Annotated in this window: 29 protein-coding genes; 12 read left to right on the top strand and 17 right to left on the bottom strand. The window is 32.0% G+C overall.

Going from position 1 to position 25108, the window contains the following annotated elements; translation table 11 throughout:
- Window positions 1-37: 37 nt before the first annotated feature.
- Window positions 38-628, top strand: a complete 591-nt coding sequence (locus ABWP60_RS03280) for a dual specificity protein phosphatase family protein (RefSeq protein WP_353148450.1) — start codon at window positions 38-40, stop codon at window positions 626-628.
- 108 nt (window positions 629-736) lie between these two features.
- Here the strand turns inward: ABWP60_RS03280 and ABWP60_RS03275 are convergent, their stop codons facing one another.
- The 5 genes from ABWP60_RS03275 to ABWP60_RS03255 form a co-directional block, all read right to left on the bottom strand.
- On the bottom strand, window positions 737-1510 hold the full coding sequence (locus ABWP60_RS03275) for a TSUP family transporter (RefSeq protein WP_353148447.1): 774 nt from the start codon (window positions 1508-1510) through the stop codon (window positions 737-739).
- Window positions 1511-1580: 70 nt separating this feature from the next.
- Window positions 1581-2330 carry a triose-phosphate isomerase gene (tpiA, locus tag ABWP60_RS03270; protein WP_353148444.1) on the bottom strand — a complete coding sequence of 250 codons (750 nt, stop codon included), beginning with the start codon at window positions 2328-2330 and terminating at the stop codon, window positions 1581-1583.
- Between the two features lie 124 nt (window positions 2331-2454).
- Window positions 2455-2946, bottom strand: a complete 492-nt coding sequence (locus ABWP60_RS03265; RefSeq protein WP_353148441.1) for a thioredoxin-like domain-containing protein — start codon at window positions 2944-2946, stop codon at window positions 2455-2457.
- A gap of 51 nt (window positions 2947-2997) precedes the next feature.
- The gene (locus tag ABWP60_RS03260; protein WP_353148438.1) at window positions 2998-4059 is read right to left on the bottom strand and encodes a MauE/DoxX family redox-associated membrane protein; all 1062 of its coding nucleotides are present in this window, start codon (window positions 4057-4059) and stop codon (window positions 2998-3000) included.
- A gap of 60 nt (window positions 4060-4119) precedes the next feature.
- Entirely contained in the window at window positions 4120-4659 is a 540-nt protein-coding gene (locus tag ABWP60_RS03255) for a DUF1599 domain-containing protein (RefSeq protein ID WP_353148435.1), read from the bottom strand.
- A 47-nt stretch (window positions 4660-4706) separates the two neighbouring features.
- Between ABWP60_RS03255 and folP the strand changes: the two genes are divergently transcribed.
- Window positions 4707-5528, top strand: coding sequence for a dihydropteroate synthase (gene folP / locus ABWP60_RS03250; RefSeq protein ID WP_353148432.1), 822 nt, complete (start codon window positions 4707-4709; stop codon window positions 5526-5528).
- Between the two features lie 56 nt (window positions 5529-5584).
- On the opposite strand, the gene rlmH is transcribed toward folP, so the two are convergent.
- The 3 genes from rlmH to ABWP60_RS03235 form a co-directional block, all read right to left on the bottom strand.
- Entirely contained in the window at window positions 5585-6058 is a 474-nt protein-coding gene (gene rlmH / locus ABWP60_RS03245; protein WP_353148430.1) for a 23S rRNA (pseudouridine(1915)-N(3))-methyltransferase RlmH, read from the bottom strand.
- A 69-nt stretch (window positions 6059-6127) separates the two neighbouring features.
- Window positions 6128-6844, bottom strand: coding sequence for a YebC/PmpR family DNA-binding transcriptional regulator (locus ABWP60_RS03240; RefSeq protein WP_353148427.1), 717 nt, complete (start codon window positions 6842-6844; stop codon window positions 6128-6130).
- Window positions 6845-6927: 83 nt separating this feature from the next.
- Window positions 6928-7464 (bottom strand): DUF3575 domain-containing protein, encoded by a 537-nt coding sequence (locus ABWP60_RS03235; protein ID WP_353148425.1) that lies wholly within the window; start codon window positions 7462-7464, stop codon window positions 6928-6930.
- A gap of 158 nt (window positions 7465-7622) precedes the next feature.
- Between ABWP60_RS03235 and ABWP60_RS03230 the strand changes: the two genes are divergently transcribed.
- Complete coding sequence (locus ABWP60_RS03230) at window positions 7623-9293, top strand: RluA family pseudouridine synthase (RefSeq protein ID WP_353148422.1); 1671 nt, start codon at window positions 7623-7625, stop codon at window positions 9291-9293.
- 84 nt (window positions 9294-9377) lie between these two features.
- Here the strand turns inward: ABWP60_RS03230 and hutI are convergent, their stop codons facing one another.
- Window positions 9378-10616 carry an imidazolonepropionase gene (gene hutI, locus ABWP60_RS03225; RefSeq protein ID WP_353148419.1) on the bottom strand — a complete coding sequence of 413 codons (1239 nt, stop codon included), beginning with the start codon at window positions 10614-10616 and terminating at the stop codon, window positions 9378-9380.
- 48 nt (window positions 10617-10664) lie between these two features.
- On the opposite strand from hutI, the gene corA reads away from it, so the two are divergent.
- The 5 genes from corA (at window position 10665) to arsB (ending at window position 14521) form a co-directional block, all read left to right on the top strand.
- Window positions 10665-11729 (top strand): magnesium/cobalt transporter CorA, encoded by a 1065-nt coding sequence (gene corA, locus ABWP60_RS03220; protein ID WP_353148416.1) that lies wholly within the window; start codon window positions 10665-10667, stop codon window positions 11727-11729.
- An 89-nt stretch (window positions 11730-11818) separates the two neighbouring features.
- A complete protein-coding gene (locus tag ABWP60_RS03215) occupies window positions 11819-12142 on the top strand; it encodes an ArsR/SmtB family transcription factor (RefSeq protein WP_353148413.1) in 324 nt (107 codons plus the stop codon).
- Window positions 12143-12160: 18 nt separating this feature from the next.
- The gene (locus ABWP60_RS03210) at window positions 12161-12769 is read left to right on the top strand and encodes an arsenate-mycothiol transferase ArsC (RefSeq protein ID WP_353148410.1); all 609 of its coding nucleotides are present in this window, start codon (window positions 12161-12163) and stop codon (window positions 12767-12769) included.
- A gap of 6 nt (window positions 12770-12775) precedes the next feature.
- Window positions 12776-13480: an arsenate reductase/protein-tyrosine-phosphatase family protein gene (locus ABWP60_RS03205; protein ID WP_353148407.1), complete on the top strand. Its 705-nt coding sequence runs from the start codon at window positions 12776-12778 to the stop codon at window positions 13478-13480.
- 6 nt (window positions 13481-13486) lie between these two features.
- Window positions 13487-14521: an ACR3 family arsenite efflux transporter gene (gene arsB, locus ABWP60_RS03200; protein WP_353148404.1), complete on the top strand. Its 1035-nt coding sequence runs from the start codon at window positions 13487-13489 to the stop codon at window positions 14519-14521.
- Window positions 14522-14672: 151 nt separating this feature from the next.
- On the opposite strand, the gene ABWP60_RS03195 is transcribed toward arsB, so the two are convergent.
- From ABWP60_RS03195 to ABWP60_RS03160, 8 genes are all read right to left on the bottom strand, one after another.
- The gene (locus ABWP60_RS03195) at window positions 14673-15107 is read right to left on the bottom strand and encodes a hypothetical protein (protein ID WP_353148401.1); all 435 of its coding nucleotides are present in this window, start codon (window positions 15105-15107) and stop codon (window positions 14673-14675) included.
- Window positions 15108-15297: 190 nt separating this feature from the next.
- Window positions 15298-15756 (bottom strand): hypothetical protein, encoded by a 459-nt coding sequence (locus tag ABWP60_RS03190; protein ID WP_353148399.1) that lies wholly within the window; start codon window positions 15754-15756, stop codon window positions 15298-15300.
- A gap of 310 nt (window positions 15757-16066) precedes the next feature.
- The gene (locus ABWP60_RS03185) at window positions 16067-17152 is read right to left on the bottom strand and encodes a serine hydrolase domain-containing protein (protein ID WP_353148396.1); all 1086 of its coding nucleotides are present in this window, start codon (window positions 17150-17152) and stop codon (window positions 16067-16069) included.
- Between the two features lie 46 nt (window positions 17153-17198).
- Window positions 17199-17972, bottom strand: a complete 774-nt coding sequence (mazG, locus tag ABWP60_RS03180) for a nucleoside triphosphate pyrophosphohydrolase (RefSeq protein WP_353148393.1) — start codon at window positions 17970-17972, stop codon at window positions 17199-17201.
- Window positions 17973-18154: 182 nt separating this feature from the next.
- The gene (locus tag ABWP60_RS03175; RefSeq protein WP_353148390.1) at window positions 18155-18577 is read right to left on the bottom strand and encodes a DUF5606 family protein; all 423 of its coding nucleotides are present in this window, start codon (window positions 18575-18577) and stop codon (window positions 18155-18157) included.
- A 93-nt stretch (window positions 18578-18670) separates the two neighbouring features.
- The gene (gene def / locus ABWP60_RS03170) at window positions 18671-19258 is read right to left on the bottom strand and encodes a peptide deformylase (RefSeq protein WP_353148387.1); all 588 of its coding nucleotides are present in this window, start codon (window positions 19256-19258) and stop codon (window positions 18671-18673) included.
- Between the two features lie 51 nt (window positions 19259-19309).
- Window positions 19310-20500, bottom strand: a complete 1191-nt coding sequence (locus ABWP60_RS03165) for a serine hydrolase domain-containing protein (protein WP_353148384.1) — start codon at window positions 20498-20500, stop codon at window positions 19310-19312.
- Window positions 20500-20928, bottom strand: a complete 429-nt coding sequence (locus tag ABWP60_RS03160) for a PH domain-containing protein (protein WP_353148382.1) — start codon at window positions 20926-20928, stop codon at window positions 20500-20502. Before ABWP60_RS03160 ends, ABWP60_RS03165 begins: the two co-directional genes overlap by 1 nt.
- Before the next feature lie 131 nt (window positions 20929-21059).
- Between ABWP60_RS03160 and ABWP60_RS03155 the strand changes: the two genes are divergently transcribed.
- The 4 genes from ABWP60_RS03155 to ABWP60_RS03140 all read left to right on the top strand — a co-directional run bounded on the left by ABWP60_RS03155 (window position 21060) and on the right by ABWP60_RS03140 (window position 25058).
- A complete protein-coding gene (locus tag ABWP60_RS03155; RefSeq protein WP_353148379.1) occupies window positions 21060-21899 on the top strand; it encodes a 1,4-dihydroxy-2-naphthoyl-CoA synthase in 840 nt (279 codons plus the stop codon).
- A 309-nt stretch (window positions 21900-22208) separates the two neighbouring features.
- Window positions 22209-23120, top strand: coding sequence for a 1,4-dihydroxy-2-naphthoate octaprenyltransferase (gene menA, locus ABWP60_RS03150; protein ID WP_353148376.1), 912 nt, complete (start codon window positions 22209-22211; stop codon window positions 23118-23120).
- Between the two features lie 27 nt (window positions 23121-23147).
- Window positions 23148-23825, top strand: a complete 678-nt coding sequence (locus ABWP60_RS03145) for a metal-dependent hydrolase (RefSeq protein WP_353148373.1) — start codon at window positions 23148-23150, stop codon at window positions 23823-23825.
- 42 nt (window positions 23826-23867) lie between these two features.
- Entirely contained in the window at window positions 23868-25058 is a 1191-nt protein-coding gene (locus ABWP60_RS03140) for a tetratricopeptide repeat protein (RefSeq protein ID WP_353148370.1), read from the top strand.
- The last annotated feature ends 50 nt before the right edge of the window (window positions 25059-25108 follow it).

Raw genomic sequence — 25108 nt, 5'->3', positions numbered from 1 at the left:
TCAAAATTCAATAACAAAAAAAAAGTAAAAGACTTATATGTTTAAAAAGAATAAAAAAATAATAACGATATTACTTTCAATTTTAATAATTGGAGTTATTTTCTGGGCAAAGCGCTATTTTTATGATTATAAAATAAATCATAATTTAAAAGTAATTTCCGAAGGAAAAGTCTATAAAAGTGGCGTAATTCCACCTGAAGACATTGCCGATTTTGTAAAAGAACACCATATTAAAAGCATTATCGATTTACGTTTTCCAGGAACCGGTGACGATGTGAATAATCCAGAAATTCCAGTAGAACTTATTGCAGAAAAAGAAGCAGCTGCTAAAATCCAAGGATTGAATTATTTCAATATTGGCTCAGATCAAGTGCCAAAACCTGAAAATTTAGACGCTTTTTTTAAAGTAATGGACAATAAAGCAAATTATCCAGTATTAATTCATTGTTTTCACGGTGTGGGAAGAGCCGAAATGTATTCCGCCATTTATCGTATAGAATATGAAAATTGGGAGAGAGAAGAAGCCAGAAAAGAAACCCGTTTTCTAACGAAATTCAGTTCTTTTGATTTAGGAAAACCAAAAGGCGATTTTTTGCATAATTATGTGAAAAGGGAAGACAGAAGATAGAGTATAGAAAAGAGATAGTATAAATAGAATCTGAAATAAGTTCAGATTGACAAACTTTTTAATTTAATCTGTGCAAATCTGTTAAATCCGTATAATCTGTGTACCTATTTAAACAATCCCAAACCCCAAAGCAATCGCAAACACAATAATCATAAGTGCCACAATTTTCTGAACGGTGTTTATGGTTATTTTTTTTATCAATTTGTTTCCAATATACACACCTATAAACGCAGCAAGTGTTGCAATAATTACTAAGTTGATATTTAAATTATCTTTCACTTTTGAAATGTTGGTAAAATACACGGATATCCGACTTATATCAATCAGGCACGCGATACTCACACCAGTGGCAATAAACGCTTCTTTAGACAACCCCACTTTCGTTAAAAACGCACTTCGTAATGCACCTTGATGCCCTGAAAGTCCCCCAAAAAAGCCACTTAATATACCACCAATAGGCAAATACTTTTCTGGAAATTGCAGGTTTTTTAGTTTTGGAAGTAACTCAAATAAAGCGAAGAAAATAAGTAAAATAGCCACAATGCTTTTCATTATTGTGATTTGAAAAACGGAGTTGTTAATTGTATATTCGGCTATAATAGTAGCATAAGTAATCTTATCTAAAAGCAGTGCACCAAGAAAAGAAAAAAGCAAAGCAGGAAGACCAAATTGCAATACGATTTTCCAAACAATATGTTTTTTAACTAAAACGAATTTAAATGCATTGTTCAAAAAATGCACAATCGCTGTTAAAGCAATCGCCACATCGACAGGAAAAAACAAAGCAAGAGCAGGTAATAATAAGGTTCCCAATCCAAAACCAGAAAAGAAGGTTAGGGCAGATGCAAGTAATGCTACAATTGGGATTAATATGTATTCCATTATAAGCTAAAAGTTAGAATGTCTTAAAGTTAAAAGCTTTACAACTTTCAATTTTAAGACATTTGACTTATTATATTCCAGAAATAATTCCGAAAAAATCGTTGGCGTTTAATGCTGCACCACCGATTAATCCGCCGTCTACATCTGGTTTTGAAAAAATTTCTTTGGCGTTGTCTGGTTTTACACTTCCACCGTAAAGAATGGAAACATTTTCTGAAATGTCTCTTCCAAACACTTTATCCACTAAATTTCTAATAAACAAATGCATTTCTTGTGCTTGTTCCGGAGAGGCGGTTTCACCAGTTCCAATTGCCCAAACAGGTTCGTAAGCCAATACAATATTTTTCCAGTTTTCTTTCGAAATATGAAACAAACCATCACGTAATTGGTATTCTACAACGTTAAAATGATTGTCGCTTTGTCTGTCTTTTAATTCTTCGCCAAAGCAAAAAATAACAGTCATATCGTGTGCCAATGCGGTATCTACTTTGTTAGCTAATAAGGCATCATTTTCGTGAAAATAAGCTCTCCTTTCACTGTGTCCTAAAATTACAGTGTTAACGCCAATACTGGTTAACATTGATGCGGAAACTTCCCCTGTAAACGCGCCACCTTCTGCCTGATGCATATTTTGGGCTGCGATTTTAATATTAGAACCGGCAACTAATTCAACGGCTTTTGCTAAATAAGGAAAAGGAGTCGCTAAAATAACTTCAGCTGTATTACTTGGTTTATTGTTTTTAATTTCATTGATTAATTCAATGGCTTGCGGTAAGGTTTTGTTCATTTTCCAGTTACCGGCTACGATGTTTTTTCTCATTTTTTAATTTAGTTATAACATTTTTTTTTGAACACAGATTGGAGAAATTATTAAAATTATTAAAATTATTAAAATTTCTCCAATCTGTGTTTTAATAAATAAGGCTTGTTTTGGTTATAATATTTTATTTAGATGTTTCTATACTTTTAATGATTTTATCAAAGTCTTTTTCGATGGCGCGGAACAAAACAATTTTTCCTTCTTTGTTAATTACTATAAAACGAGGAATCCAATCCAATTTTATTGAAGTTCCAAATTCACCTTTCATTCCATCTGGAATTAGATAATTTTCGCCCGTAACCTCATGTTTTTCAATTCCGCTTTTCCAAGCATCAAAAGTTTTATCACAAGATAAATTTACAAAAGCAACTTCTGGATATTTGGCTTTTAAATCCTTAACCTGGGGCATGTTTTTAACACAGTCTGAACACCAAGCTGCCCAAACTTCAATTACCACAGTTTTGCCTTGGTTTTGTTTTAAAATCTCTTCAAAAGAAATCGCTTGATTATCAGAGTTGATTAATTTTGCGGTTAAACTTTCTTTTGAAAATTCAGTTTGTGCTTGACAAGATGTTAATCCAAGACTTAATGCTAATGTAGCTATGATTTTTTTCATAATATTTTGTTTAATAATTTATTGAAATTGAAATTTGGAATTTGTTATTTATTATTTGTATATAACTTTTTCTAATGCTTTACTGTTAAATGATTTTTCCGCAATTCCATCGTAAAATTTAATTACGTTTCCGTTGTATAAATACACAACGCCGGGTGTGTCTTTTCCTGTACCTAATTTTGTCCAAAATGGAATAATATCAATCACTTTATATGGAAATTGTTTGCCAGCATATTTAAAGAAATCTGGAATTTTTTCCGCTTCTTCATCCATAAAAACAATTTGTACTTGTGGAAAATCTTTATGTTTTTTTTGTAAAGCGTGTAAATCTTTTGCTGCATCACGGCAATGTTCGCAACCTGGAACGAAGAAACACAATATTTTTTGTCCTTTGTCGATATCTGTATATAAGTCAGCATAACCTGAAACCGCTTGTTTTGGACCCACTTCTTTTTTAACTTCTTCAACCGCTTTTTCTGTTATTATTTTCGAGGAATCGATGGTTTTAATTTCCTCGATTTTTACTGAATCCGTTAATTTTGATATCGAATCAGTTGAAATATTGATATTGTCATTGCTATTTGATATTGATGTTGAACTCGCTTTCATGGGTGCCAACATAAATAAGCCTAAAATACAACCTAAAGTCACAGATATTAACATCCAAATATTCGATTTTTTATCGTTCTCTAAAATTTTCCATAGCCAAATTAATAATCCAACTGCGATGATATTTTTAATAATGGCTTCAATTGGTGTCATCGGAATTAATTCACCAAAACAGCCACAATTCCCTGAATTTCCGCCACTTAAAAAAGCAACATAACTCAAATGAATGATGAAAACACTCAACAAACCAACTGTTGCAGGAATCGTTATGCGTTTTAAGAAATGATTATTAAGTAATAAAAAGCCAAGAGCAAATTCAATTCCAATTAATATTCTTGAAAAATAGGGTGCAAGTGAATCTGAGAATCCTAAAGTATACAATTGTTTTACTTCAAAAGTGGAAATTGCAAAATAAGGCGACGGATATAATTTGGCAATCGCTGAAACTATAAAAAGTAAAGCAACTACTATTCTGATACTCCAAGAAATATTTTTTTTGTTCATTTTAATGTGTTTTAACAAATATAAACAGGCTTTTTGATAATTTTTGTTAATGAGATGTTATTAAAATTTTCCCATCAAAATCAAAGCAAAAACCGAATAGTTTATCATATCTTGATAATTGGCATCAATTCCTTCAGAAACTAATGTTTTTCCTTGGTTGTCTTCAATTTGTTTCACGCGTAATAACTTCTGAATAATCAAATCTGTAAGAGAACTTACACGCATATCGCGCCAAGCTTCCCCATAATCGTGATTTTTATCTTCCATTAATTCCTTTGTGATTTCAATTTTATGATTGAATAATTTTATGGCTTCATCGGCTGATAAATCCGGTTGAGAAGCAATTCCTTTATCCATTTGTATTAATGCCATTACGCAATAATTAATAATCCCAATAAATTCTGACGTTTCATCTTCATCAACTTTTCTGACGTCGTTTTCTTGTAAACTTCTTATGCGTTGTGCTTTAATGAATATTTGATCGGTTAATGATGGCAAACGTAAAACACGCCAAGCCGTACCATAATCGTGCGCTTTTTTTGTAAATAATTCTCTGCAAATTGCTATAACTTTGTCGTATTCTTGTGAGGTATTGCTCATTATTATTTTATATTTGTATCAAACTTCAAATATAAGTAAAAAATACGATGTCAACAATAAACTGTAAAGGAACGCTCATCAACTTATCAACACCTAAAGTGATGGGAATTGTTAATGTGACGCCAGATTCATTTTTTGATGGTGGAAAACTTACAAATTCTAATGAAATTTTATTTCAAGTAGAAAAAATGTTGCGTGATGGTGCTACTTTTATTGATTTAGGTGGCTATTCTAGCAAACCAGGAGCCGAATTTGTTTCCGAAACGGAAGAATTGAATCGCGTGATACCAATTGTAAAGTTATTAGTTGAAAAATTCCCGGATATTTTACTTTCTATTGATACTTTTAGAAGTGAAGTTGCCCAACAGGCTATTGAAAATGGTGCGGCAATGATTAATGATATTTCTGCTGGTCTGTTAGATGAAAATATGTTAGAAATGGTTGCGAAATTGCAAGTTCCGTATATTATGATGCACATGAAAGGCACGCCAAAAACCATGCAAAGCTTGGCCAATTATGACGATTTACTAAAAGAAATGAATTTTTATTTTTCGGAACGAATTGCAAAAGCGAGAAGTTTTGGTTTAAATGATATCATCATTGATCCTGGCTTTGGCTTTGCGAAAACCTTAGAACACAATTACGAATTACTACATAATTTAGAACTATTACAATTTCACGATTTACCTATTTTAGCAGGAATTTCAAGAAAATCAATGATTTATAAAACATTAGATTCTTCACCAGAAAATGCGTTAAACGGAACGACATTTCTACATGCTTTTTGTTTACAAAAAGGCGCGACTATTTTAAGAGTTCACGATGTAAAAGAAGCGGTGGAATGCGTGAACCTGTATTTACGATTTTAGATTTTTAGATTTGGGATGGCTTGAAATCGTAAATCAAAAATCGTAAATCTAAAATTTTATTGGTGGTGATATGGTTCGTTATTCAAAATGGTAAACCCTCTATAAATTTGTTCAATTACAAATAAACGTACCATTTGATGTGAAAAAGTCATTTGCGATAAAGCCACTTTTCCTTGTGCCTTTTGATACACTTCTTCTGAAAATCCGTAAGGCCCACCAATTACAAATACTAAGGTTTTAATTCCGGAGTTCATTTTCTTTTGTAAAAAATCAGAAAATCCAACACTTGTATGTTCCATTCCGTTTTCGTCCAATAAAATTAATTGGTCAGTTGGTACTAATTTTCCTAAAATAAGTTGTCCTTCTTTTATTTTTTGTTCCGATTCCGATAAATTTTTTACGTTTTTGATATCCGGAATTACTTCCAAATCGAACTTAATATAAAATCCCAATCGCTTGGTATATTCTTCAATTAAAGCGTTTAGATTTTTATTGTCTGTTTTGCCTATGGCGATAAGTTTGATGTTCATTTTGAGTTTTTTTAAACAAAAAACTCCAGATTACTCTGAAGTTTTAAAATGTAAACTTTAAATAGAATACTAATTTTCCAACATAGTATGAAACACGTTCATAACGTCATCGTCTTCTTCAATTTTTTCTAATAATTTTTCAACATCTGCAACTTGCTCTGGTGTTAATTCTTTAGTTACTTGAGGGATTCTATCAAATCCAGAAGATAAAATTTCTAAACCTCTAGATTCTAATTCTTTTTGAATGGCTCCGAAACTTTCAAAAGGGGCGTACATTAAAATGCCATCTTCATCATCAGCGAAAATTTCTTCTACTCCAAAATCAATCATTTCTAATTCTAATTCGTCAATATCCTGTCCAGCAGCTGGAATTCTGAAATTACAAGTATGGTCAAACATAAATTCAACCGAACCTTGCGTTCCCATTGTTCCGTTGCATTTGTTGAAATAACTTCTAATATTCGCAACGGTTCTGTTGTTATTATCAGATGCCGTTTCAATTAAAATGGCAATTCCGTGTGGCGCATATCCTTCAAATAAAATTTCTTTATAGTTTGCGGTATCTTTATCCGTTGCTTTTTTAATGGCACGTTCTACGTTTTCTTTTGGCATATTTACTGCCTTTGAGTTTTGTATAATAGCTCTTAAACGCGAGTTAGCTTCCGGGTTTGGACCTCCTTCTTTAACCGCCATTACAATATCTTTACCAATTCTGGTAAATGCTTTAGCCATTGCTGACCAACGCTTCATTTTTCTTCCTTTTCTGAATTCAAACGCTCTTCCCATTTCTGTATTGAGTTTATGTATTAATTTTTTGCAAAGGTATGCGTATTTTTTTTAATGTTATTTTGGATTTTTGTAATATAATTTTAGAAAGAATAACCAATAGAAACTCCTAAACGAACTTTTAATCCTTTTATATTTTCTACATCAATAGTTACAGGGGCTTTTACAGAATTTGCTTGTAATCCTCCATGTAAATCAATAACAAATCCATTAGACTTGTTTTTATTTCCAATAATCCATTGATTTCCTACAATTCCACCGACCCCAATTTGTGTAATGTTGTCTTTTCGACCTCCGTTATTTTGTTTTCTATTTGCATCTACAAATTGACCAACTGGAGCAATATAAAAACCTTCAAAAGTAGTGTTGTTACCAGAAGTAAAGAATTTGTATTTTAATTCAAAACCAATTGCATTAAATGGGTTTTTGTTACTATCATCATTAATGTTGAATCTAGATGTTGCAATTGAAAATTCAACACTATTATTATTCTCAATTTTTTCCTCGTAACTTAGTTCAATTCCATTATAAAAAAAGCCAATAGGATTTAATTTTATTGCTCTTTGTTGAGCAACTACAATTGTTGAAAAAAATATAAAAAGTATAGTAAGTTTTTTCATTGTACTTATATTATTGTCTTGCAAAAATAAAATAAGCAAGTAGTAAAAAAAAATGTTTGACCTTTTTTTTTGAGTTTATAAATTTTTAATTCATAAGTGCGTAATTTTTTGAAATTTGATATTTTATTTTTGGAATTTTTAAATGTTATCTTTGCGACATGCAAAATCAATTTTTCCAACTTTTTAATACCGATATTTCAGGAATTTCTTTACCTGAAAAATTCACGTTTCCATTTTATTATCAGCCACATAAATTGAGTGAAATTGCAGCTACCTCTTTGCAAGATTATTTAGCAACTCAATCTAATTTTCATCATAATTTTGGATTAGATGCTACTAAGAAAGGTTTGGTCATTGGAAAAATGTTTGGTGTTTTGGTTTGTCAAAATGAAAAAGGGGAATTAGGTTATTTATGGGCGTTTTCAGGAAAATTAGCAAATGAAAATCAGCATCTTTATTTTGTACCTACGGTTTTTGATATGTTAACAGAAGACAGCTTTTTTCGTAAAGAAGAAGAAGTACTAAATGTTTTTAATCGTACCCTTGAAAATTTGGAAAATGATGCGAATTACTTACAGGCTTTAGCGTCTTTTAATCAAGCAAAAATTCAAGCAGAAACCGAATTGCAACAGCAAAAAACTAGAATAAAAGAGCAAAAAATCCTTCGTGACGAAAAGAGAAATCAACTAGAAACTACTTTAAGCAAAGAAGCTGTAGCACTTCTTAATTTAGAATTATCAGAAGCCAGTAAGCAAGAAAGTATTTTGTTAAAAAAAATGACCAAATATTGGAAATTGACGTTGCAATCTTTAGAAGAAAAAGTAGCCGTGTTTACAAATGAAATGAATCAATTAAAAGAAGACCGAAAAACAAAATCGGCTCAATTGCAACAAAAATTATTTTCAGAATATTCTTTTTACAATCAATATCAAGAGAAGAAAAGTTTAGCTGAAATTTTTAATAATAATCCGCCTGCTGGTGCTGGAGAATGTGCGGCGCCAAAATTATTGCATTACGCTTTTCAACATCAATTAAAACCTATTTGTATGGCTGAATTTTGGTGGGGACAATCGCCAAATTCTGAAGTGCGCCAACACAAGCAGTTTTATCCATCGTGCAAAAGTAAATGCGAACCTATTTTAATGGGGCACATGCTAAAAGGTATAGAAATGGAAGAAAATCCATTTATTATGAATCACGCGGAAGGAAAAGATATTGAAATTGTGTACGAAGATGAAGTGATGTTAGTAATCAATAAGCCTACCGAGTTTTTATCGGTACCTGGAAAAACCATTTCAGATTCGGTTTATGCACGAATTAAGGAGAAATATCCGAAAGCCACAGGTCCTTTAATTGTACATCGGTTGGATATGTCCACTTCTGGAGTTATGCTTATCGCAAAAAATGAAGCTACAGCCGTACAACTGCAAAGTCAGTTTATCAATAGAACCATTAAGAAACGCTATGTCGCTTTATTGGATGGTTTATTGGAACAATCTCACGGATATATTGATTTGCCTTTGCGAGTTGATTTAGAAGACAGGCCCCGACAATTAGTGTGTTACGAACACGGAAAATCGGCACAAACCAAATGGAAAACTATTGAAGTTAAAAACGGTAAAACGAAAGTTCATTTTTATCCCATTACCGGAAGAACCCACCAATTAAGAGTTCACGCTTCTCATAGTTTAGGATTACACACACCGATAGTTGGCGACGATTTATACGGTACGAAAGCCGGTAGGTTGCATTTGCACGCCGAATATATTCAGTTTGAACATCCGATTTCAAAGGAAATTATGGAGTTTATTGTGGAAGCGGAGTTTTAGGTTTTTTTTACTGCAAAGTCGCAAAGGTTTTCGCTAAGTTTTTGTTTAGATTTTATTTTACAATCCATTAAATCTGCGTACCTATTAATTAAAAATTTCCCCATTCAACCAAACACTATCAATCAAATTTGTAGCAAAACAATACGGAATTTCATAAAAACTATGCAAAGGTTTCGTAATTATCAAATTGGCTTTTTTACCTTTTGTAATACTTCCGTGCGACTCACTTAAATCCATGGCGTAAGCGCCGTTAATTGTGGCGGCGTTTATGGCTTCTTCTGGAGTCATTTTCATTTTGATACAAGCCGTAGCAACCACAAAATGCATATTTCCCGAAGGTGTTGTTCCTGGGTTAAAATCCGAAGCTAATGCTAAAGGTAAACCTGCTTTCAACATTTGTCTGGCTGGTGTATAAGGAATAGAAATAAAATACGAACAACTTGGTAACGCCACAGGCATACAATCAGCATTTTTTAAAACTTCAATATCTTCATCGGTTACAATTTCTAAATGGTCGACACTTAACGCTCCGTTTTTCACACAAGCTTTAATACCGTCTATGGCTGTAAACTGATTTACGTGAATTTTTGGTTTTAAACCATATTTTTTTCCAACTTCCATAATTTGAATGGTTTCTGAAACACTAAAATAACCCGTTTCTAAAAATGCATCAATATAATCGGCTAAATTTTCTGCTGCGATTTTTGGTAGCATTTCGTTAATTATCAAATCGATATACGCTTGATGGTTTTCTTTGTATTCCGTTGGAAAAGCGTGTGCGCCAAGGAAAGTTGCTTTTATCGCAATAGGATAGTTTTCTTTTAGTTTTTTTATAACGCGTAACATTTTTAACTCGCCTTCTACGGTTAAACCATATCCTGATTTAATTTCAACCGCTCCGGTGCCTTGCGAAATGACTTCTTCCAAACGCTTTTTCGATTGGTTGTAAATCTCTTCTTCGGATGTTTCATTTAATTTCTTAGCTGAATTTAAAATGCCGCCACCACGATTGGCAATTTCTTCGTAGGACAAGCCATTTATTCTATCTACAAATTCGCCACTTCTATTTCCAGCGTATACAATATGTGTGTGACTGTCGCAAAAACTTGGCATTACAATTTTTCCAGTTGCATCAACAATGGTTACATTTTTTATTTCTGGACAGTTTTCCATCAAACCAAAATCTGAGATAAGATCATTTTCCAAAACTAAAAAGGCGTTTTCTAAAATGGGTAAATCCGCCATTTCCGAACCTGAAACTTTTTTTATTGAAGTTGCTCTAACTTGGAGTAATTGTTTTATATTTATAATAATGGTTTGCATAAGAAATAGTTATATTTGTAAAAGGTAAAAATACTTATTTAATATAAAGTGCGAAAACTATTATACAAAAAAGGTCGAAAAGTTGTACCTACTTTAATTGAGTACACAGGTAAACACATAAATGTTAAACCCAAAATGCAGCTATTTGTGTACAATTCAGAGGAATTATCTGAATTTGAAGACATAAAAATATCTCAGTTAGATAAACATTTAGACCCGGCCAAAAACAATTGGATCAATCTACACGGATTGTCTGATGTTGCTTTGATAAAAGAAATTGGCATCAAATTTAAAATTGATGATTTTATTTTAGGTGATATTTTAAATATTCTGAAAAGATCAAAAGTTGAGGAGTACAATCACACACTATTTTTTAATATTAAGTCCTTACTTCCAGATCCTAAAGGTATTGACGTGGAGCAAATTAGTTTTATTTTACGTGATGGATTATTATTTTCGTTTCAGGAAAAAAAGAGCGATTTCTTTTTGCATATTCGAGAAAGAATGCGCCAACATGCCGGAATTGTTAGAGATAGAAAAGTTGATTATTTACTCTATTTGCTTTTAGACGCCGTAATGGAAAACTTTTATATTACCATAGAAAGTGAGGAGCAAAAAATTGATGCCGTTATTGATTTAATTAAAACCAAACCCAATCCAAAAATATTAGAAGAAATAGAATACCATCGAGATAATTTAAACTTTTTACGTCGTTCTATAGTACCACTTCGCGATTCTTTATATTCTATAAAAAGCATTAAAGATGATGATGTTTTTAATGTGATTACGTTTGAAAATTATACTTTTTTCTCTCGTTTGCATCAAAAATGCTTGGAATTATTAGACCAAGTGGATGCCGATTTGAGTTCATTGGAAAGTGCTTCATCGTTTTATTTTTCATTGCAAAGTCATAAAATGAATGAAGTAATGAAAACCTTAACAGTAGTTTCAGTATTCTTTATGCCGTTAACATTTGTTGTAGGTGTTTACGGAATGAATTTTGACAATATGCCCGAGTTACATTGGAAATATGGCTATTTTTATGTCGTGGCAGGTATGTTTCTTTTGTTTGTATCCATGATTATTTATTTCAAAAGAAAAAATTGGTTTTAAATAAATTCACTTAAAATGTTTCTTTTTTTACAGAAACATTTTTTTATTCATGTTATTATCGTAATATTGCAATATATAAATAGGATACAATGGGAATTACAAAATCTGAGTCTTTTACAAACGAACAAAACGATATGGCCAACTTGTTTAAAGCTATGGCAAATCCGGCTAGAGTTGCTATAATTCAATATTTATTAAAGGTTGATTCTTGTATTTGTGGCGATATTGTAAACGAATTACCATTAGCACAACCAACCATTTCTCAGCATTTAAAGGAATTAAAAAATGCCAATATCATACAAGGTACTATTGAAGGAAAGTCTATTTGTTATTGTTTAAACAAAGACGTTTTTGAAACCATTGGGCGCTATTTTATGGGTATGTATATTAAGTTAGATGCCAAATGTTGTTAATTTTAAATTGCTGAAAACATGTTCAATAATCTATCAAAAACCATTGAAATTGTAAAAGAAATTCCAGTTTCAATAGAAAGACAAGCAGTATTACAACCTTTAGTGGATTACATACAAAACAAAGTCAATCTTCAAGAAGAAATTCGGTTGAATTTTATTTGTACGCACAATTCTAGAAGAAGTCATTTGTCGCAAATTTGGGCACAAACTATGGCGTTTCATTTTCAACTTCAAAATGTATTTTGCTATTCTGGCGGAACAGAAGCTACAGCAATGTTTCCAAAAGTAGCTGAAACCTTAACGAATCAAGGATTTGAAATTCAAAAAATTTCAGATACAGCAAATCCCGTTTATGCTGTAAAATTCGATGAAAATCAACATCCCATTATTTGTTTTTCAAAAACATATTTTGATGATTTTAATCCGAAAACCAATTTCTCAGCTATTATGACTTGCAACAATGCAGACGAAGGTTGTCCTATGGTTTTTGGTGCGGAAGCGCGATTTTCATCCAAATACGACGACCCAAAAGCTTTTGATGGAACACCAGAAATGAATGAAAAATATACCGAAAGAAGTTTACAAATTGCAAGCGAAATGCATTTTGTGTTTTCTAAAATAAATTAAATTAAAATGAAAAAGTTATTCAATACATCGTCAAAAGTGTTTTTTAGTTTTTGTGTAATGTTACTTTTCACAAATGCCACAGCACAAAAATCTGAACTTAATTCAAATTTATTACTTTATTGTCAATCGCTAGAATCCGAGTTTAATTTAATTTCTGAGGAACGAAAACTTGACTTAATAGAAATTTCAAATTTTATTTTAGAGCAACAAACTAACCATAAAAAAATTAATTTACTTTTTGTTTGTACAAGTAATTCTCGAAGAAGTCATATGGCACAAGTTTGGTCTCAAGTTGCTTCTTATTATTATAATATTAAAGACGTAGCTACTTTTTCTGGTGGCACGGAACAAACAAGAGTGAATAAAAATGCTATTTCAACTTTAAAAAAAGCTGGCCTTCCTTTACAGTCTAACCAGCAGAGTGATAATCCGATTTGGACCGCTACTATTGGCGAAAATTTTCCTCCATTAGTTTTGTTTTCTAAAGTGTATACGGATGCTACAAATCCAAATGCAAATTTTGGAGCCATTATGGTTTGTTCAGAGGCTAACGAATCTTGTCCAATTGTGCCAGGTGCCGATTTTCGTCAGGGTTTGCCTTATCAAGATCCAAAAATTTCTGACAATACACCACAACAAACTGAAAAATATGACGAAAGATGCAGGCAAATTGCTAGAGAAATGTTTTTTGTGTTTTCTCAAATAAAATAAATTATTATGAAAAAAAGATTAGGATTTTTAGACCGATTTTTAACCTTATGGATATTTTTAGCGATGTTAATTGGGGTTTCCATTGGTTATTTTATACCAAATTCATCCGATTTTATTACATCTTTTTCATCAGGAACCACTAATATTCCTTTGGCTATTGGATTAATTTTAATGATGTATCCGCCATTAACCAAAATTGATTTTTCAAAAGTGCCAAAAATGTTTGAAAAACCAAAATTGCTCACCGCTTCGTTTCTTATTACATGGATTGTAGGGCCATTTTTAATGTTTTTGTTGGCGACTTTTTTCTTACAAGACGAACCCGAATACATGACAGGCTTAATTATTATTGGGATTGCACCATGCATTGCTATGGTTATCGTTTGGAACGAATTGGCCGAAGGCAATCGCGAATTAACCGCTGGTTTAATTGGAATTAATAGTTTGCTCCAAGTTTTCTTTTTTAGTTTGTATGCGTATTTTTATCTTGAAATTATGTTGCCTTTGTTCGGAATCAAAGGGTTAGAATTAAATATAACCATTTTAGAAATTGCAAAAACCGTGGGAATTTACTTGGGTATTCCTTTTGCCTTAGCTATGGTGAGTCGTTTTGCTATAAAAAAATATATTGGTGAAACTTTCTTTAATCAAAAGTTTATTCCTTTTGTGTCTCCAATTACATTAATTTCATTGTTATTTACGATCGTAATTATGTTCAGTTTAAAAGGCGAAATGATTGTAAATTTACCTCTGGATGTTATTAGAATTGCTATTCCGTTAGTAATTTTCTTTGCGATTATGTTTTTCTTAATGTTTTTTGTGGCTAAAAAGATGGGTTCCAATTACCGTGATGCGGTGGCGTTATCGTTTACGGCATCAGGAAATAATTTTGAGTTGGCCATTGCGGTTTCTATTGGGGTTTTTGGTATCAATAGCGGCCAAGCTTTTGCGGGAGTTATAGGGCCTTTGGTAGAAGTACCGGCTTTAATTATTTTAGTAAATGTGGCGTTTTGGTTGCGAAAAAAGTATTTTAATAAGTAATACAAGTTGATTTTACTTATTCTTTTTTAATCTAATGATGTAAACCTCGGTACTGATTATTTTCTAGCAAGATAATATTTCTTGCGAGAAATAAACGTGTATTTACTATAAAATTCGCAATCTTGCCAAACGCCTGTTGTGTGCAGTATTTTTAATAATTTCCAGTTCGAATTAAACTATCTCGATACTTATAAATATCATCATAGTTAACAGTTATTGTTCGTTGATTTTTTATCACCAGCAAAATTTTTGAATTTCTTTTTTTCGCTACTGAATCTCCAACATTTACTATTTTCCATATTTTATCTTCGTTTTCAAATATTTTTGTTGAATCTTTTAATTGAAAATATGCAAAATTATGATTCGATTTATCTCGTCCTTTCTTAATAATTCTACCAAAAAATTCTTTTTCGTAATCTTGTTTTCGCCATTCCTTATTTTGTTCATAAGAATTAAAAGTAAAAACAATATCGTCTTTCACAAATGGAAATATGAGCAAAAAACCTATTAAAAAGAATAAAACAAGATAACTCTTGTCAATTTTCTCAAAGTCAATACCATTTTTCCATAATTCTTTTAATGACATATTTTTGTTTTCAGGCGGTTAGTCAATATTGCACACAACGTTTCGCGGCTTCATGAAGTGGCGATGAACCAACACAAAGCCTTCACTAATATAAACAAAACTTTTAATTAAAAACCTTTCAAATTTCTGATAAATCCCGTGCCTCGCCATTTCTTGAAACCGCTGTTAGCAGTAGTTTTATTGGATACAGTTATTTTAAAAGATTATTCCAATAGAAAGTATATCCTAATAGTGTTGCAGAAAATGTTGTATGTCCATCTTTTTCTTCGGCAGTCAAAACTAAATTATAACTTTCATTGTTATTGTCAACGTAAAATACTTTAAACGTACCGTCAATCTTTTTCACGTGTATAATTCTTTGAAATCCTCCAGACTTTAGTTTTTTGTAAATATCATTTCCACCAAATTTATTTACAGCTAGAAGGCAGTCGGGGAAATTTTCAGTTTTGATATATCCAAGAGAAGTACTATCATCTATGTTTGCAAAAAATAATTCTGACCCTTTATTTCCTACATATAAATCTTTATGTCCTACATGTTCATATCCAGTAGACAATGGCAAATCGCCTAGAAATTTTGGATTTTGACTTTGGCTGTATGAGTATCCACCAAAAACGATTAACAAAATAATAATGTAAATGTTTTTCATTTCAGTTCAAATTTAATTATATAGTTCGATGTTCTTAAAAATTACTGCTAACTTATATATATGCGAAATAAAGTTTCGTTTATACACCCATATTTGGGTAGCTATGCGAATGTTTTGTTTCGCTTTTTATTAAAATCAAATATAATTATTTTTTCTTGCAAATCATCAAATGGGCTTTTAATTTGTTGCAACCTTTTTTAATACTACCACTATTTTGTAGAAAGATTCATTACTATCAAACAAGAGTAAAGTAAAGGGAAAAGTCTATATTCTTTTCTCTGTAATCTAAAAATCTTACTAATCTAAAACTCTAATTCAACACCGCATTAATCTTCTGCCAAAGCACTTCATCAAAATTAGAAAGTGCTAAGTTACTGCTGTCTGCGGCTTCGCCCATACGTATGATGACTAATTTACGGCTAGGCACGACGTAAATTTTTTGGTCGTTTTTTCCTAATGCGCAATACATATCTGCAGGAGCGGTGGAAATTAGGCTACCATTAAATTGTAATTGACTTTGCGGTAAATGAAAGCTGCTTTTTCCGTTTAACCACCACAAATAGCCGTACGCCAAATTAATTGGTTGCGAAGTGGTAGTGGCAGCATTCAAATAACTGGAGTTAATAATTTGAGCGCCACTCCAATTGCCATTGGCTAAAGCCAGTAACCCAAAACGAGCCATACTTCGGCTGTTGCTCCAATAGACACTTAGTGCTGTTGGGTCGGTTACCCAAGCGCCTGTCATTCCAATTGGGTTGCGTAATTTGTTGTTAAAATAGTTGTCCCACGTTTGGTTGGTGGCAGTGGCTACTACATTTTGTAATTTAACATATACATTATGGTAGGCCCATCGGGTACCTGCATCGGCTACGTATTGTAAATTATTGGGTGTAACCGTATCGCCCAAAGCATCGTTTAACCCAGAATTCATACTTAATAAATTCTTGCAAGTAATTAGGTTTTCCTTGGCTATTGGGGCACTTGTCCAACCTGTTCCTATATAATCAGATACTTTGTTGTTAATGTTTAAAAATCCTTCTTGTGCTGCAATCCCTGTAACGGTAGCGGTTAATGTTTTTCCAGCACTTGCCCAATACCATGGCGTAGTAGCAGTATGCCCGTTATAATATTTTTCTAAAACTATTTTTCCATTGGATAAAACAATAAAACTTTTTGAGTTTTTTTCAATTAAGTAGGCGTCAAGTGCCGCAATATTAGCCGTGTTCCATCCCAAACTTTCAGGTGATTTGGTTTCCCAAGTTCCTGTATTAGGTGGGAAATACATCGCTTCTTCTGGTGGCGACACACAATCACATTCCGTTTCATCACAAGAGATGAATAGGATGCTAAATAGTAGACTACTTAGACGGATTAGATTTCTTAGATTTTTAGACATTTTAGACATTTTAGAATTATTAGATTGTTAGATATTTTCCTTAACCTTAAACCCTTTTCGCTTCTTCCCAAAACACATCCATTTCGGCTAAGGTCATATCCGATAACGGTTTGCCTAATTCGGTGGCTTTGCTTTCTAAATATTTAAAGCGGTGGATGAATTTTTTGTTGGTGCGTTCTAAGGCATCTTCTGGGTTGATGTTTAAAAAGCGGGCGTAATTTATCATAGAGAATAAAACATCGCCAAATTCGGCTTCTATTTTATCTTGATTGTTAGCGGCTATTTCGACTTGTAATTCGGCAATTTCTTCTTGTACTTTTTCCCAAACTTGATGGGTTTCTTCCCAATCGAATCCTACGGCTTTTACTTTATCTTGAATTCTGCTAGCTTTTACTAAAGCAGGTAAACTTTTCGGAACGCCTTCTAAAACGGAAGTTCTGCCTTCTTTTAGTTTCAGCTTTTCCCAATTCTGTTTTACTTGTTCTTCGTTTTCCACAACAATATCTCCATAAATATGCGGATGACGGTCTATTAATTTATCGCAAATACCATTGGCCACATCAGCAATGTCAAAATCATTGGTTTCCGAACCTATTTTGGCATAAAACACAATGTGAAGCAACAAATCGCCCAGTTCTTTTTTTATTTCAGGCAAATCATGGTCTAAAATAGCATCACCTAATTCATACGTTTCCTCAATGGTAAGATGACGCAAGCTTTCTAACGTTTGCTTTTTATCCCACGGACATTTTTCACGTAAATCGTCCATGATATCTAGTAATCTTTCAAAGGCTTGTAGTTGTTGTGCTCGTGAATTCATTTTTTAAATTTTTAGATTTTTAGATTGCTAGATTATTAGATTTGTTAGAGTTTTAGATTATAGACTTATATCTTATGCCGTAAACCCCAAACCTTTACCCTTTACCCAGAACCCAAAGTTAAAAAAAATATCCCAAACTAAATTAAGAATGGGATATACTATATTTTTTTAACTGAAAAAACTTATTCAGCGGTTTCTTCTTTTACTTCTGCATTTAAAGCCTCAAAAGTAACATAGCCCTTAGGTTGTAAAATATTATACCAATTGAATATTTTTTTAATATCCGAAGTGTATACTCGATCTTCGTCATATTCTGGTAAAATTTCACGGAAATAGCTCTTTAATTTGTCGTCTGTTTCTTTGTGTGAAATAGTAGCTTCTCCGTTTTCTTTGGTAGCTATTGATTTAAAAATATCAATTAATTTTACTTCTTCATTGTAAGCAAACACGGCAATTTCAGTTAATAAACTAACATTACTTCTTAAACTGACGGTTATTTTTTTACCATCTAATAAAGATTCTGCCACAAATCCAGAACGGGTTTGTACTTTTAATTCGTAAAGTCCTGGTTTCCCAGAAATGGCTAATATTTTTTGAAAACTCATGGGATATAATTTAAATGTGAGCAAATATATATTTTAAAAAATGAATTTCCAATTTGAAAATCTAAAATAAAATATAAAATTTTTAGGTCGGATTTATTTAATTTTTAAGTTGGCAAATTTCATTCTATAATCGGGTCTGGCTTTGCCTTCCATAATGTTTTGCAGTTTTTTACCTACTAATTTTTTCTTTAACATAGAAAGGTGGTCGGTAAATAAAATACCTTCAATATGATCGTATTCATGCTGGATAACGCGTGCAATTAAACCGCTATACATTTCGGTTTTTTTTACAAAATTTTCGTCAAGATATTCAATAGTAATGGTTTCATGTCTAAAAACATCTTCACGCACATCCGGAATACTCAAACACCCTTCGTTGAAACCCCAAATTTCTCCTTCTTCTTTTAAAATTTTAGCATTAATAAAAGTTTGTTTAAAATCTTTTAATGTTGCTGCTTCTGTTTTAGAAATATCATCGCTATCTGCAAATGGCGAAGAATCAATTACAAACAAGCGAATTGGTAAGCCCACTTGAGGTGCAGCTAAACCCACACCATAAGCGTTATACATGGTTTCGTACATGTTACTTAAGGTTTGCGTTAAGTTTGGATATTCTGGTGTAATGTCTTCACAAACTTTTCTTAAAACAGCTTCGCCATATCCGTATATAGGTAAAATCATGGTTTCTTTTTTTTTGCAAAATTAGCAAATTTTCTTTTAAAAGAGTAAATATTATTCGTTGGCGCCGCCAACATCACTATTATCTAATTTTATTGGGTATTTGGGGTTAAATAACGCTAAAAATTTCTTAGTTTTATAGGTATTGTAAGTCATTTTGTTAGACAAAGCAATAATGGTAACTGTATCTGTTTTTTGAGTAATATAGGATGAGGTATTGCCATGCCACCATCCGTTATGATACGTTAAGGGTGGTGCTTCAGGCCATTCTCGTAATCGAATACCTAAACCGTAATTTTTTTCTCCTTTCGATTCGTAACTGTATCCTTTAAAAATTTCTTTTTTTAGCTTTTCGCTAAAAAAGTTATCCGAATACGTGGCTAAGTCAAATTTTAATAAATCGCGTGCCGAAGAATAAATGTTTTTATCGCCATAAACCAAATCCAAATGGTCAAAAGCCAAACGTAATCGGTTTGATTTATAAGTTTGACTTACCGTGTCGTGGTGTTTTTCGTAATCAAATACAAACGTATTTTTCATTCCTAATGGTTTAAAAAGAAGTTCGTTCATGGCTTCATGATAACGCATTCCAGAAACTTTTTCAATGATTAACGCCAACAACGAATAGTTGGTGTTGCAATACGCAAATCGGGTGCCCGGTTTACTTTCTAAATGAATTTTACCGGAATTTATTAGTTTTAAAATGTCTTGATTGGTAATTTTTTTAGAGCGATCCCATTTTACATCACGTTCAATAAAATAACCATAATTACGCAATCCACTTCTGTGATTTAAGAGCATTCTTACTGTGATATCTTTATGATAAAAACCGTCAAGATATTTAGTAACTTTATCGTCTAAACCAATTTTTTCTTGGTCAACCATTCTTAAAATTACAGCGGCCGTTAATACTTTACTTACAGAAGCGATGTGAATGGGCTTGTTTTTCCCGTTTTTATCGTCTTTTTCTTTGTAGGCAAAACCTTCGTAGTCTTCAAATAAGATTTTTCCGTTTTTTGCTACTAAAAACTGACCATAAAAGTCATTTTTATTTATCAATTTATTATATTGATAGCTAATTTCTTTTTTCTGTTTCTCGCAATACGCGGGATCTAATTCGTTAAATACCACAAAAAAATCGCTTTGTTCATTTTGCGTGCCATTGTTTTTTGAAAATTCAGATGCTTTGTCTTTGCAAGATAGAATGAATAAAGTAAGGCATAAAAGGGAAAGACGTATTCTCATTATTTTCTGATTTCTATAGTTGGATTTTGTTCGATTAACTGCTCAATAAATTGGTCTCTATTGTTTGGCGATATAAAAATGTCGTCGTATTTGTGATACACAATCTCAATACCTTTGTGATGAAAGCCCGGTTTGTAAAAATTAGTTTTCATTATAGAATTAGAATATTTTATAGTTCTAATTTCTGAAATTTTAATTTTTGTTTTGTAAAAAAACATCGAAATAACCAATAGGTTTTCTTGAATTTCGTAATACGTAGTAAAAAATGTAACTGAAATTAATACACTTAAAAATAAAATTAAAATTCCAATTGGTGCCAAAACCATTTCAATAGGATCTCCTGAAAAAATTGCAATAAGCGATATAATTAATGCAGGAAAAAGGGGTATAAAAAAATTAATTTTACTAAAGTCCGATTTGTATTTCATGTAGTGTTTTGCTTTTTTTTTTAAGACAAATTACATTCTCTAAATATTAATTAAGTACGATCCTGTAAAAATGTCTGCTGCTTTTGCAAATTAAAGTATTTTTGAAGTATTTTTGATAAAAAATTAATAAAATGTCAACTATCAATTGGAAAATCGTAAAAGAATACGAAGATATCACGTATAAAAAATGTGATGGAGTGGCGCGTATTGCCTTCAATAGACCAGAGGTGCGAAATGCTTTCCGTCCAAAAACAACTGCCGAATTATTAGATGCTTTTAAAGATGCGCATGAAGATACTTCTATTGGAGTGGTTTTATTATCAGCTGAAGGTCCATCTTCTAAAGACGGAATTTGGAGTTTTTGTAGTGGTGGAGATCAAAAAGCAAGAGGCAAGCAAGGGTATGTAGGCGAAGACGGTTACCACCGATTAAATATTTTAGAAGTGCAACGTTTAATTCGTTTTATGCCAAAAGCAGTAATTGCTGTGGTTCCGGGTTGGGCTGTGGGTGGCGGACATAGTTTACATGTGGTATGCGATTTAACTTTAGCAAGTAAAGAACACGCCATTTTTAAACAAACGGATGCCGATGTAACTAGTTTTGATGGGGGCTATGGATCGGCATATTTAGCTAAAATGGTAGGTCAGAAAAGAGCCAGAGAAATTTTCTTTTTAGGAAGAAATTACTCGGCACAAGAAGCCTACGACATGGGTATGGTAAATGCTGTGATTCCTCATGATGAATTAGAATCAACCGCTTTTGAATGGGCGCAAGAAATATTAGAAAAATCGCCAATGTCTATCAGAATGTTAAAATTCGCCATGAACTTAACTGATGACGGAATGGTAGGACAACAAGTTTTTGCTGGTGAAGCCACACGATTGGCATACATGAGCGAAGAAGCTTTAGAAGGCCGCAACGCTTTCTTAGAAAAAAGAAAACCTAATTTTGAGAAAAAGTACATTCCTTAAATGAGTGTAGGGTAAAGGGTTTTGGGTAAAGGGTATAAGTAAAAAGTAAAAAGTGTTCACAAATAAAAATCCTCTTTTAGTTTTAAGTAGTTCAGTGCTTTTGTTTTGGTTACTTTCTAAAACAATTGATGTATATCAGATGACTTTTTTAGGAGTGCTTTATGAAATTATTTGGCTTCCAATGTTAGTCATGTTGTTTGTTTTACCAATAATTAATACTTATTCATTGTTTAAAATCAAAAATAGTTTAATGTCCTATTTTAGTTTGGCATTAAACATAATTACAATTGTAATCGTTTTCTTAGTTTAATGAAAAACACAATACAACCTTGGATTCAAGCGGCACGCTTACGAACGTTACCCTTATCTATTTCTGGAATTTTGGTAGGTAGTGCGTATGCGTATTACCAACATAAATTTGATTGGATTATTTTTGTGTTGGCATTATGTACCACATTGTCTTTTCAAATATTATCTAATTTTGCTAATGATTATGGCGATGGCATAAAAGGTACAGATACCAATAGAATTGGCGAAAAACGCTTGGTTGCTTCAGGTGAAATTACTTCAAATCAAATGAAAAAGGCAATTATAATCAACGGAATCATAGCGTTTGTATTAGCCGTTTTATTAATTTATTTTGCTTTTGGACAAGAAAACTTTTTGTATTCGTTTACATTTTTAGTGTTAGGTATTGCTTCTATCGCTGCAGCCATAAAATATACTGTTGGAAATAATGCATATGGATATAGCGGTTTTGGTGATGTTTTCGTTTTTATTTTTTTTGGATTAGTAGCCGTTATTGGAAGTAATTTCTTATACTCTCAACATATCGATATTAAATTATTTCTTCCCGCCACAGCTATAGGAATGTTAAGCACCGCTGTTTTAAACTTAAATAATATGCGCGATATAGAAAATGACCGAATCGCAAATAAAAATACGTTAGTGGTAAAATTTGGATTGAAGTTTGGACTTTGGTATCAAAGAGTTTTGGTTTTTATACCAATATTATTATACATTATATTTTCATTTAATTTTAAAAATGGTACACCAGGATTTTCATTTTTATTTTTATATTTAGCAATATCACACAATAAAACGATAACAAAAATAGTTGAAAAAAATTCTCCAAATGAATTTGATCCGCTATTAAAGACTGTCGCATTGACAACTTTTTTGTTTGCCATTTTATTGTCATTAAAAATAATTACATCGTAAATCTTGACGATTAAATAAATAGTAACTATGAAAATAACTTTTTACGGACATGCGTGCTTGGGCATTCAAATCAATGACATTCATATTTTGGTAGATCCTTTTATTACAGGAAATGCAAAAGCGTCGCACATTTCAATTGATGAGATGGAAGCCGATTATATTTTGCTAACACACGCACATCAAGACCATATTTTAGATGTAGAAACCATTGCCAAACGAACAGATGCGGTAATTGTTTCTAATTATGAAATTGCTTCACATTATGGAAATAAAGGGTTTCATTATCATCCGATGAATCACGGAGGAAGTTGGGATTTCGAATTTGGTAATGTCAAATATGTAAACGCGATTCATACCTCCTCTTTTCCGGATGGAAGTTATGGTGGGCAACCAGGTGGATTTGTAATTGAAGGCGAACATAAAAACATATATATTGCAGGCGATACGGCTTTAACAATGGATATGAAATTAATTCCGCTTCGTACCCAATTAGATTTGGCCATTTTGCCAATCGGAAGTAATTTCACAATGGATGTGGAGGATGCTATTATCGCTTCAGACTTTGTAGAATGCGATAAAATACTGGGCTATCATTATGATACTTTCGGTTATATCGAAATTAATCACGAAGACGCCAAACGAAAATTCTTTCAAAAAGGGAAAGATTTAATGTTATTAGAAATAGGACAAAGCATCGATTTATAAACTCTGGTATCAAAATTGCTCAACAATAGAAAAAACTATTTCATGAAAAAAATATTCTTATTTCTTCTTATTGCTCAAATTTCTTTCGCTCAGAAAGATGGTTTTTGGGATAAAGAACGCGCGTTTACTAAAGAAATTAAACTTTCATCAGGCAACCGAACGTTAGTAAAAATTGACGATTTACCCGAAGGAGCATCCGAATTTGTATTCCGAATTTTATTAATTGATGAAAACGGAAAAATCACTACTAGTTTAGCATCTATATTAAAAGCCATTCCAGATCCTACTGGTATTAGTCAAGGCACAGCAGGTGCAATTGTGTTAACGAATTCGCTCTCTGGCGAGGATACTTGTGTGTATGGTATTTACACGTCTGAGAAGGCTGGAAATCAGTTTTTAAAAGATGGAAAGTTAGAAACGGCTTGCTATTATAAAAAAGACCCTATAAATAAAGACAGTAAAGTGATTTCAATTAAAAATACCAATTGTTTTGAAAACGCACCTTCAATTTGGTTTGGTTTTGAAAATAAAAACTGGGTATTAAGTACCAAAATTGTATTGGAAGTGGTTTCTTGGATAGATTATTCAGCCAGTAGAGGTTGGAATTTAGAAACAAAAAAAGAACTTTTAACAGAAGCTGAAAAAGTAACTACAGTTAAAATGGTGGCAAATAAAAATAATTATTTAGCTACGTTTTTAAAAGTTTTTACAGCAAAATATAAGTATAGTGAATACAAACAATTACTTGCTATTGAAAAAATGAATGCAATGCAAAGTATCGCTACCGAAAGTTTAGCACAATCAGGAGAATTACAAAATTATTTAGATAAAATTAGAAGTGCTTCTTTCGATTTGTTTAAGATAGGAAAATCAGAGGAAGCCATCACATTAATTCAAAAGGAAATTATCGATAAAAAATACGCTAAAGACAATGATTACAGTGCTTTAGGAGATATTTATTTATTCAATAAGCAATTTGTAAAAGCCGAAGAACAATATAAAAAAGCTATTGATAAAAACACTTCAGAATTAAGATACCAATTAAAATTAGCACATGTTTTTATGTTTTCTAATAAAATTGGCGAAGCAAAAGACATTCATAAATTGTATAAAGACAATAATATTTCGGCAAATAAAAGTTGGATAGCACAAACCAAATATGATTTTGAAGATTTCGAGAAAAGAGGATTTTCAACCGATAATTTTAAAAAAATACTAAGAATCCTAGAATAAAAGTTAATAACAAAATCCCAAATCCCAATTCGTTTTCGTTAAGTTTGGAA

Origin of the sequence: Flavobacterium sp. (assembly GCF_040402895.1) — a bacterium.
Lineage (GTDB): Bacteria > Bacteroidota > Bacteroidia > Flavobacteriales > Flavobacteriaceae > Flavobacterium.
Note: the sequence above shows the minus strand (reverse complement) of the source record. Positions and strands in the feature narration are given on the sequence as shown.

What these genes read in the sequence shown, in the direction of transcription:
- ABWP60_RS03280 (WP_353148450.1), top strand. Translation starts at nt 38, where the DNA reads ATGTTTAAAAAGAATAAAAAAATAATAACGATATTACTTTCAATTTTA.
- ABWP60_RS03275 (WP_353148447.1), bottom strand. Translation starts at nt 1,510, where the DNA reads ATGGAATACATATTAATCCCAATTGTAGCATTACTTGCATCTGCCCTA.
- tpiA (WP_353148444.1), bottom strand. Translation starts at nt 2,330, where the DNA reads ATGAGAAAAAACATCGTAGCCGGTAACTGGAAAATGAACAAAACCTTA.
- ABWP60_RS03265 (WP_353148441.1), bottom strand. Translation starts at nt 2,946, where the DNA reads ATGAAAAAAATCATAGCTACATTAGCATTAAGTCTTGGATTAACATCT.
- ABWP60_RS03260 (WP_353148438.1), bottom strand. Translation starts at nt 4,059, where the DNA reads ATGAACAAAAAAAATATTTCTTGGAGTATCAGAATAGTAGTTGCTTTA.
- ABWP60_RS03255 (WP_353148435.1), bottom strand. Translation starts at nt 4,659, where the DNA reads ATGAGCAATACCTCACAAGAATACGACAAAGTTATAGCAATTTGCAGA.
- folP (WP_353148432.1), top strand. Translation starts at nt 4,707, where the DNA reads ATGTCAACAATAAACTGTAAAGGAACGCTCATCAACTTATCAACACCT.
- rlmH (WP_353148430.1), bottom strand. Translation starts at nt 6,058, where the DNA reads ATGAACATCAAACTTATCGCCATAGGCAAAACAGACAATAAAAATCTA.
- ABWP60_RS03240 (WP_353148427.1), bottom strand. Translation starts at nt 6,844, where the DNA reads ATGGGAAGAGCGTTTGAATTCAGAAAAGGAAGAAAAATGAAGCGTTGG.
- ABWP60_RS03235 (WP_353148425.1), bottom strand. Translation starts at nt 7,464, where the DNA reads ATGAAAAAACTTACTATACTTTTTATATTTTTTTCAACAATTGTAGTT.
- ABWP60_RS03230 (WP_353148422.1), top strand. Translation starts at nt 7,623, where the DNA reads ATGCAAAATCAATTTTTCCAACTTTTTAATACCGATATTTCAGGAATT.
- hutI (WP_353148419.1), bottom strand. Translation starts at nt 10,616, where the DNA reads ATGCAAACCATTATTATAAATATAAAACAATTACTCCAAGTTAGAGCA.
- ABWP60_RS03215 (WP_353148413.1), top strand. Translation starts at nt 11,819, where the DNA reads ATGGGAATTACAAAATCTGAGTCTTTTACAAACGAACAAAACGATATG.
- ABWP60_RS03210 (WP_353148410.1), top strand. Translation starts at nt 12,161, where the DNA reads ATGTTCAATAATCTATCAAAAACCATTGAAATTGTAAAAGAAATTCCA.
- ABWP60_RS03205 (WP_353148407.1), top strand. Translation starts at nt 12,776, where the DNA reads ATGAAAAAGTTATTCAATACATCGTCAAAAGTGTTTTTTAGTTTTTGT.
- arsB (WP_353148404.1), top strand. Translation starts at nt 13,487, where the DNA reads ATGAAAAAAAGATTAGGATTTTTAGACCGATTTTTAACCTTATGGATA.
- ABWP60_RS03195 (WP_353148401.1), bottom strand. Translation starts at nt 15,107, where the DNA reads ATGTCATTAAAAGAATTATGGAAAAATGGTATTGACTTTGAGAAAATT.
- ABWP60_RS03190 (WP_353148399.1), bottom strand. Translation starts at nt 15,756, where the DNA reads ATGAAAAACATTTACATTATTATTTTGTTAATCGTTTTTGGTGGATAC.
- ABWP60_RS03185 (WP_353148396.1), bottom strand. Translation starts at nt 17,152, where the DNA reads ATGTCTAAAAATCTAAGAAATCTAATCCGTCTAAGTAGTCTACTATTT.
- mazG (WP_353148393.1), bottom strand. Translation starts at nt 17,972, where the DNA reads ATGAATTCACGAGCACAACAACTACAAGCCTTTGAAAGATTACTAGAT.
- ABWP60_RS03175 (WP_353148390.1), bottom strand. Translation starts at nt 18,577, where the DNA reads ATGAGTTTTCAAAAAATATTAGCCATTTCTGGGAAACCAGGACTTTAC.
- def (WP_353148387.1), bottom strand. Translation starts at nt 19,258, where the DNA reads ATGATTTTACCTATATACGGATATGGCGAAGCTGTTTTAAGAAAAGTT.
- ABWP60_RS03165 (WP_353148384.1), bottom strand. Translation starts at nt 20,500, where the DNA reads ATGAGAATACGTCTTTCCCTTTTATGCCTTACTTTATTCATTCTATCT.
- ABWP60_RS03160 (WP_353148382.1), bottom strand. Translation starts at nt 20,928, where the DNA reads ATGAAATACAAATCGGACTTTAGTAAAATTAATTTTTTTATACCCCTT.
- ABWP60_RS03155 (WP_353148379.1), top strand. Translation starts at nt 21,060, where the DNA reads ATGTCAACTATCAATTGGAAAATCGTAAAAGAATACGAAGATATCACG.
- menA (WP_353148376.1), top strand. Translation starts at nt 22,209, where the DNA reads ATGAAAAACACAATACAACCTTGGATTCAAGCGGCACGCTTACGAACG.
- ABWP60_RS03145 (WP_353148373.1), top strand. Translation starts at nt 23,148, where the DNA reads ATGAAAATAACTTTTTACGGACATGCGTGCTTGGGCATTCAAATCAAT.
- ABWP60_RS03140 (WP_353148370.1), top strand. Translation starts at nt 23,868, where the DNA reads ATGAAAAAAATATTCTTATTTCTTCTTATTGCTCAAATTTCTTTCGCT.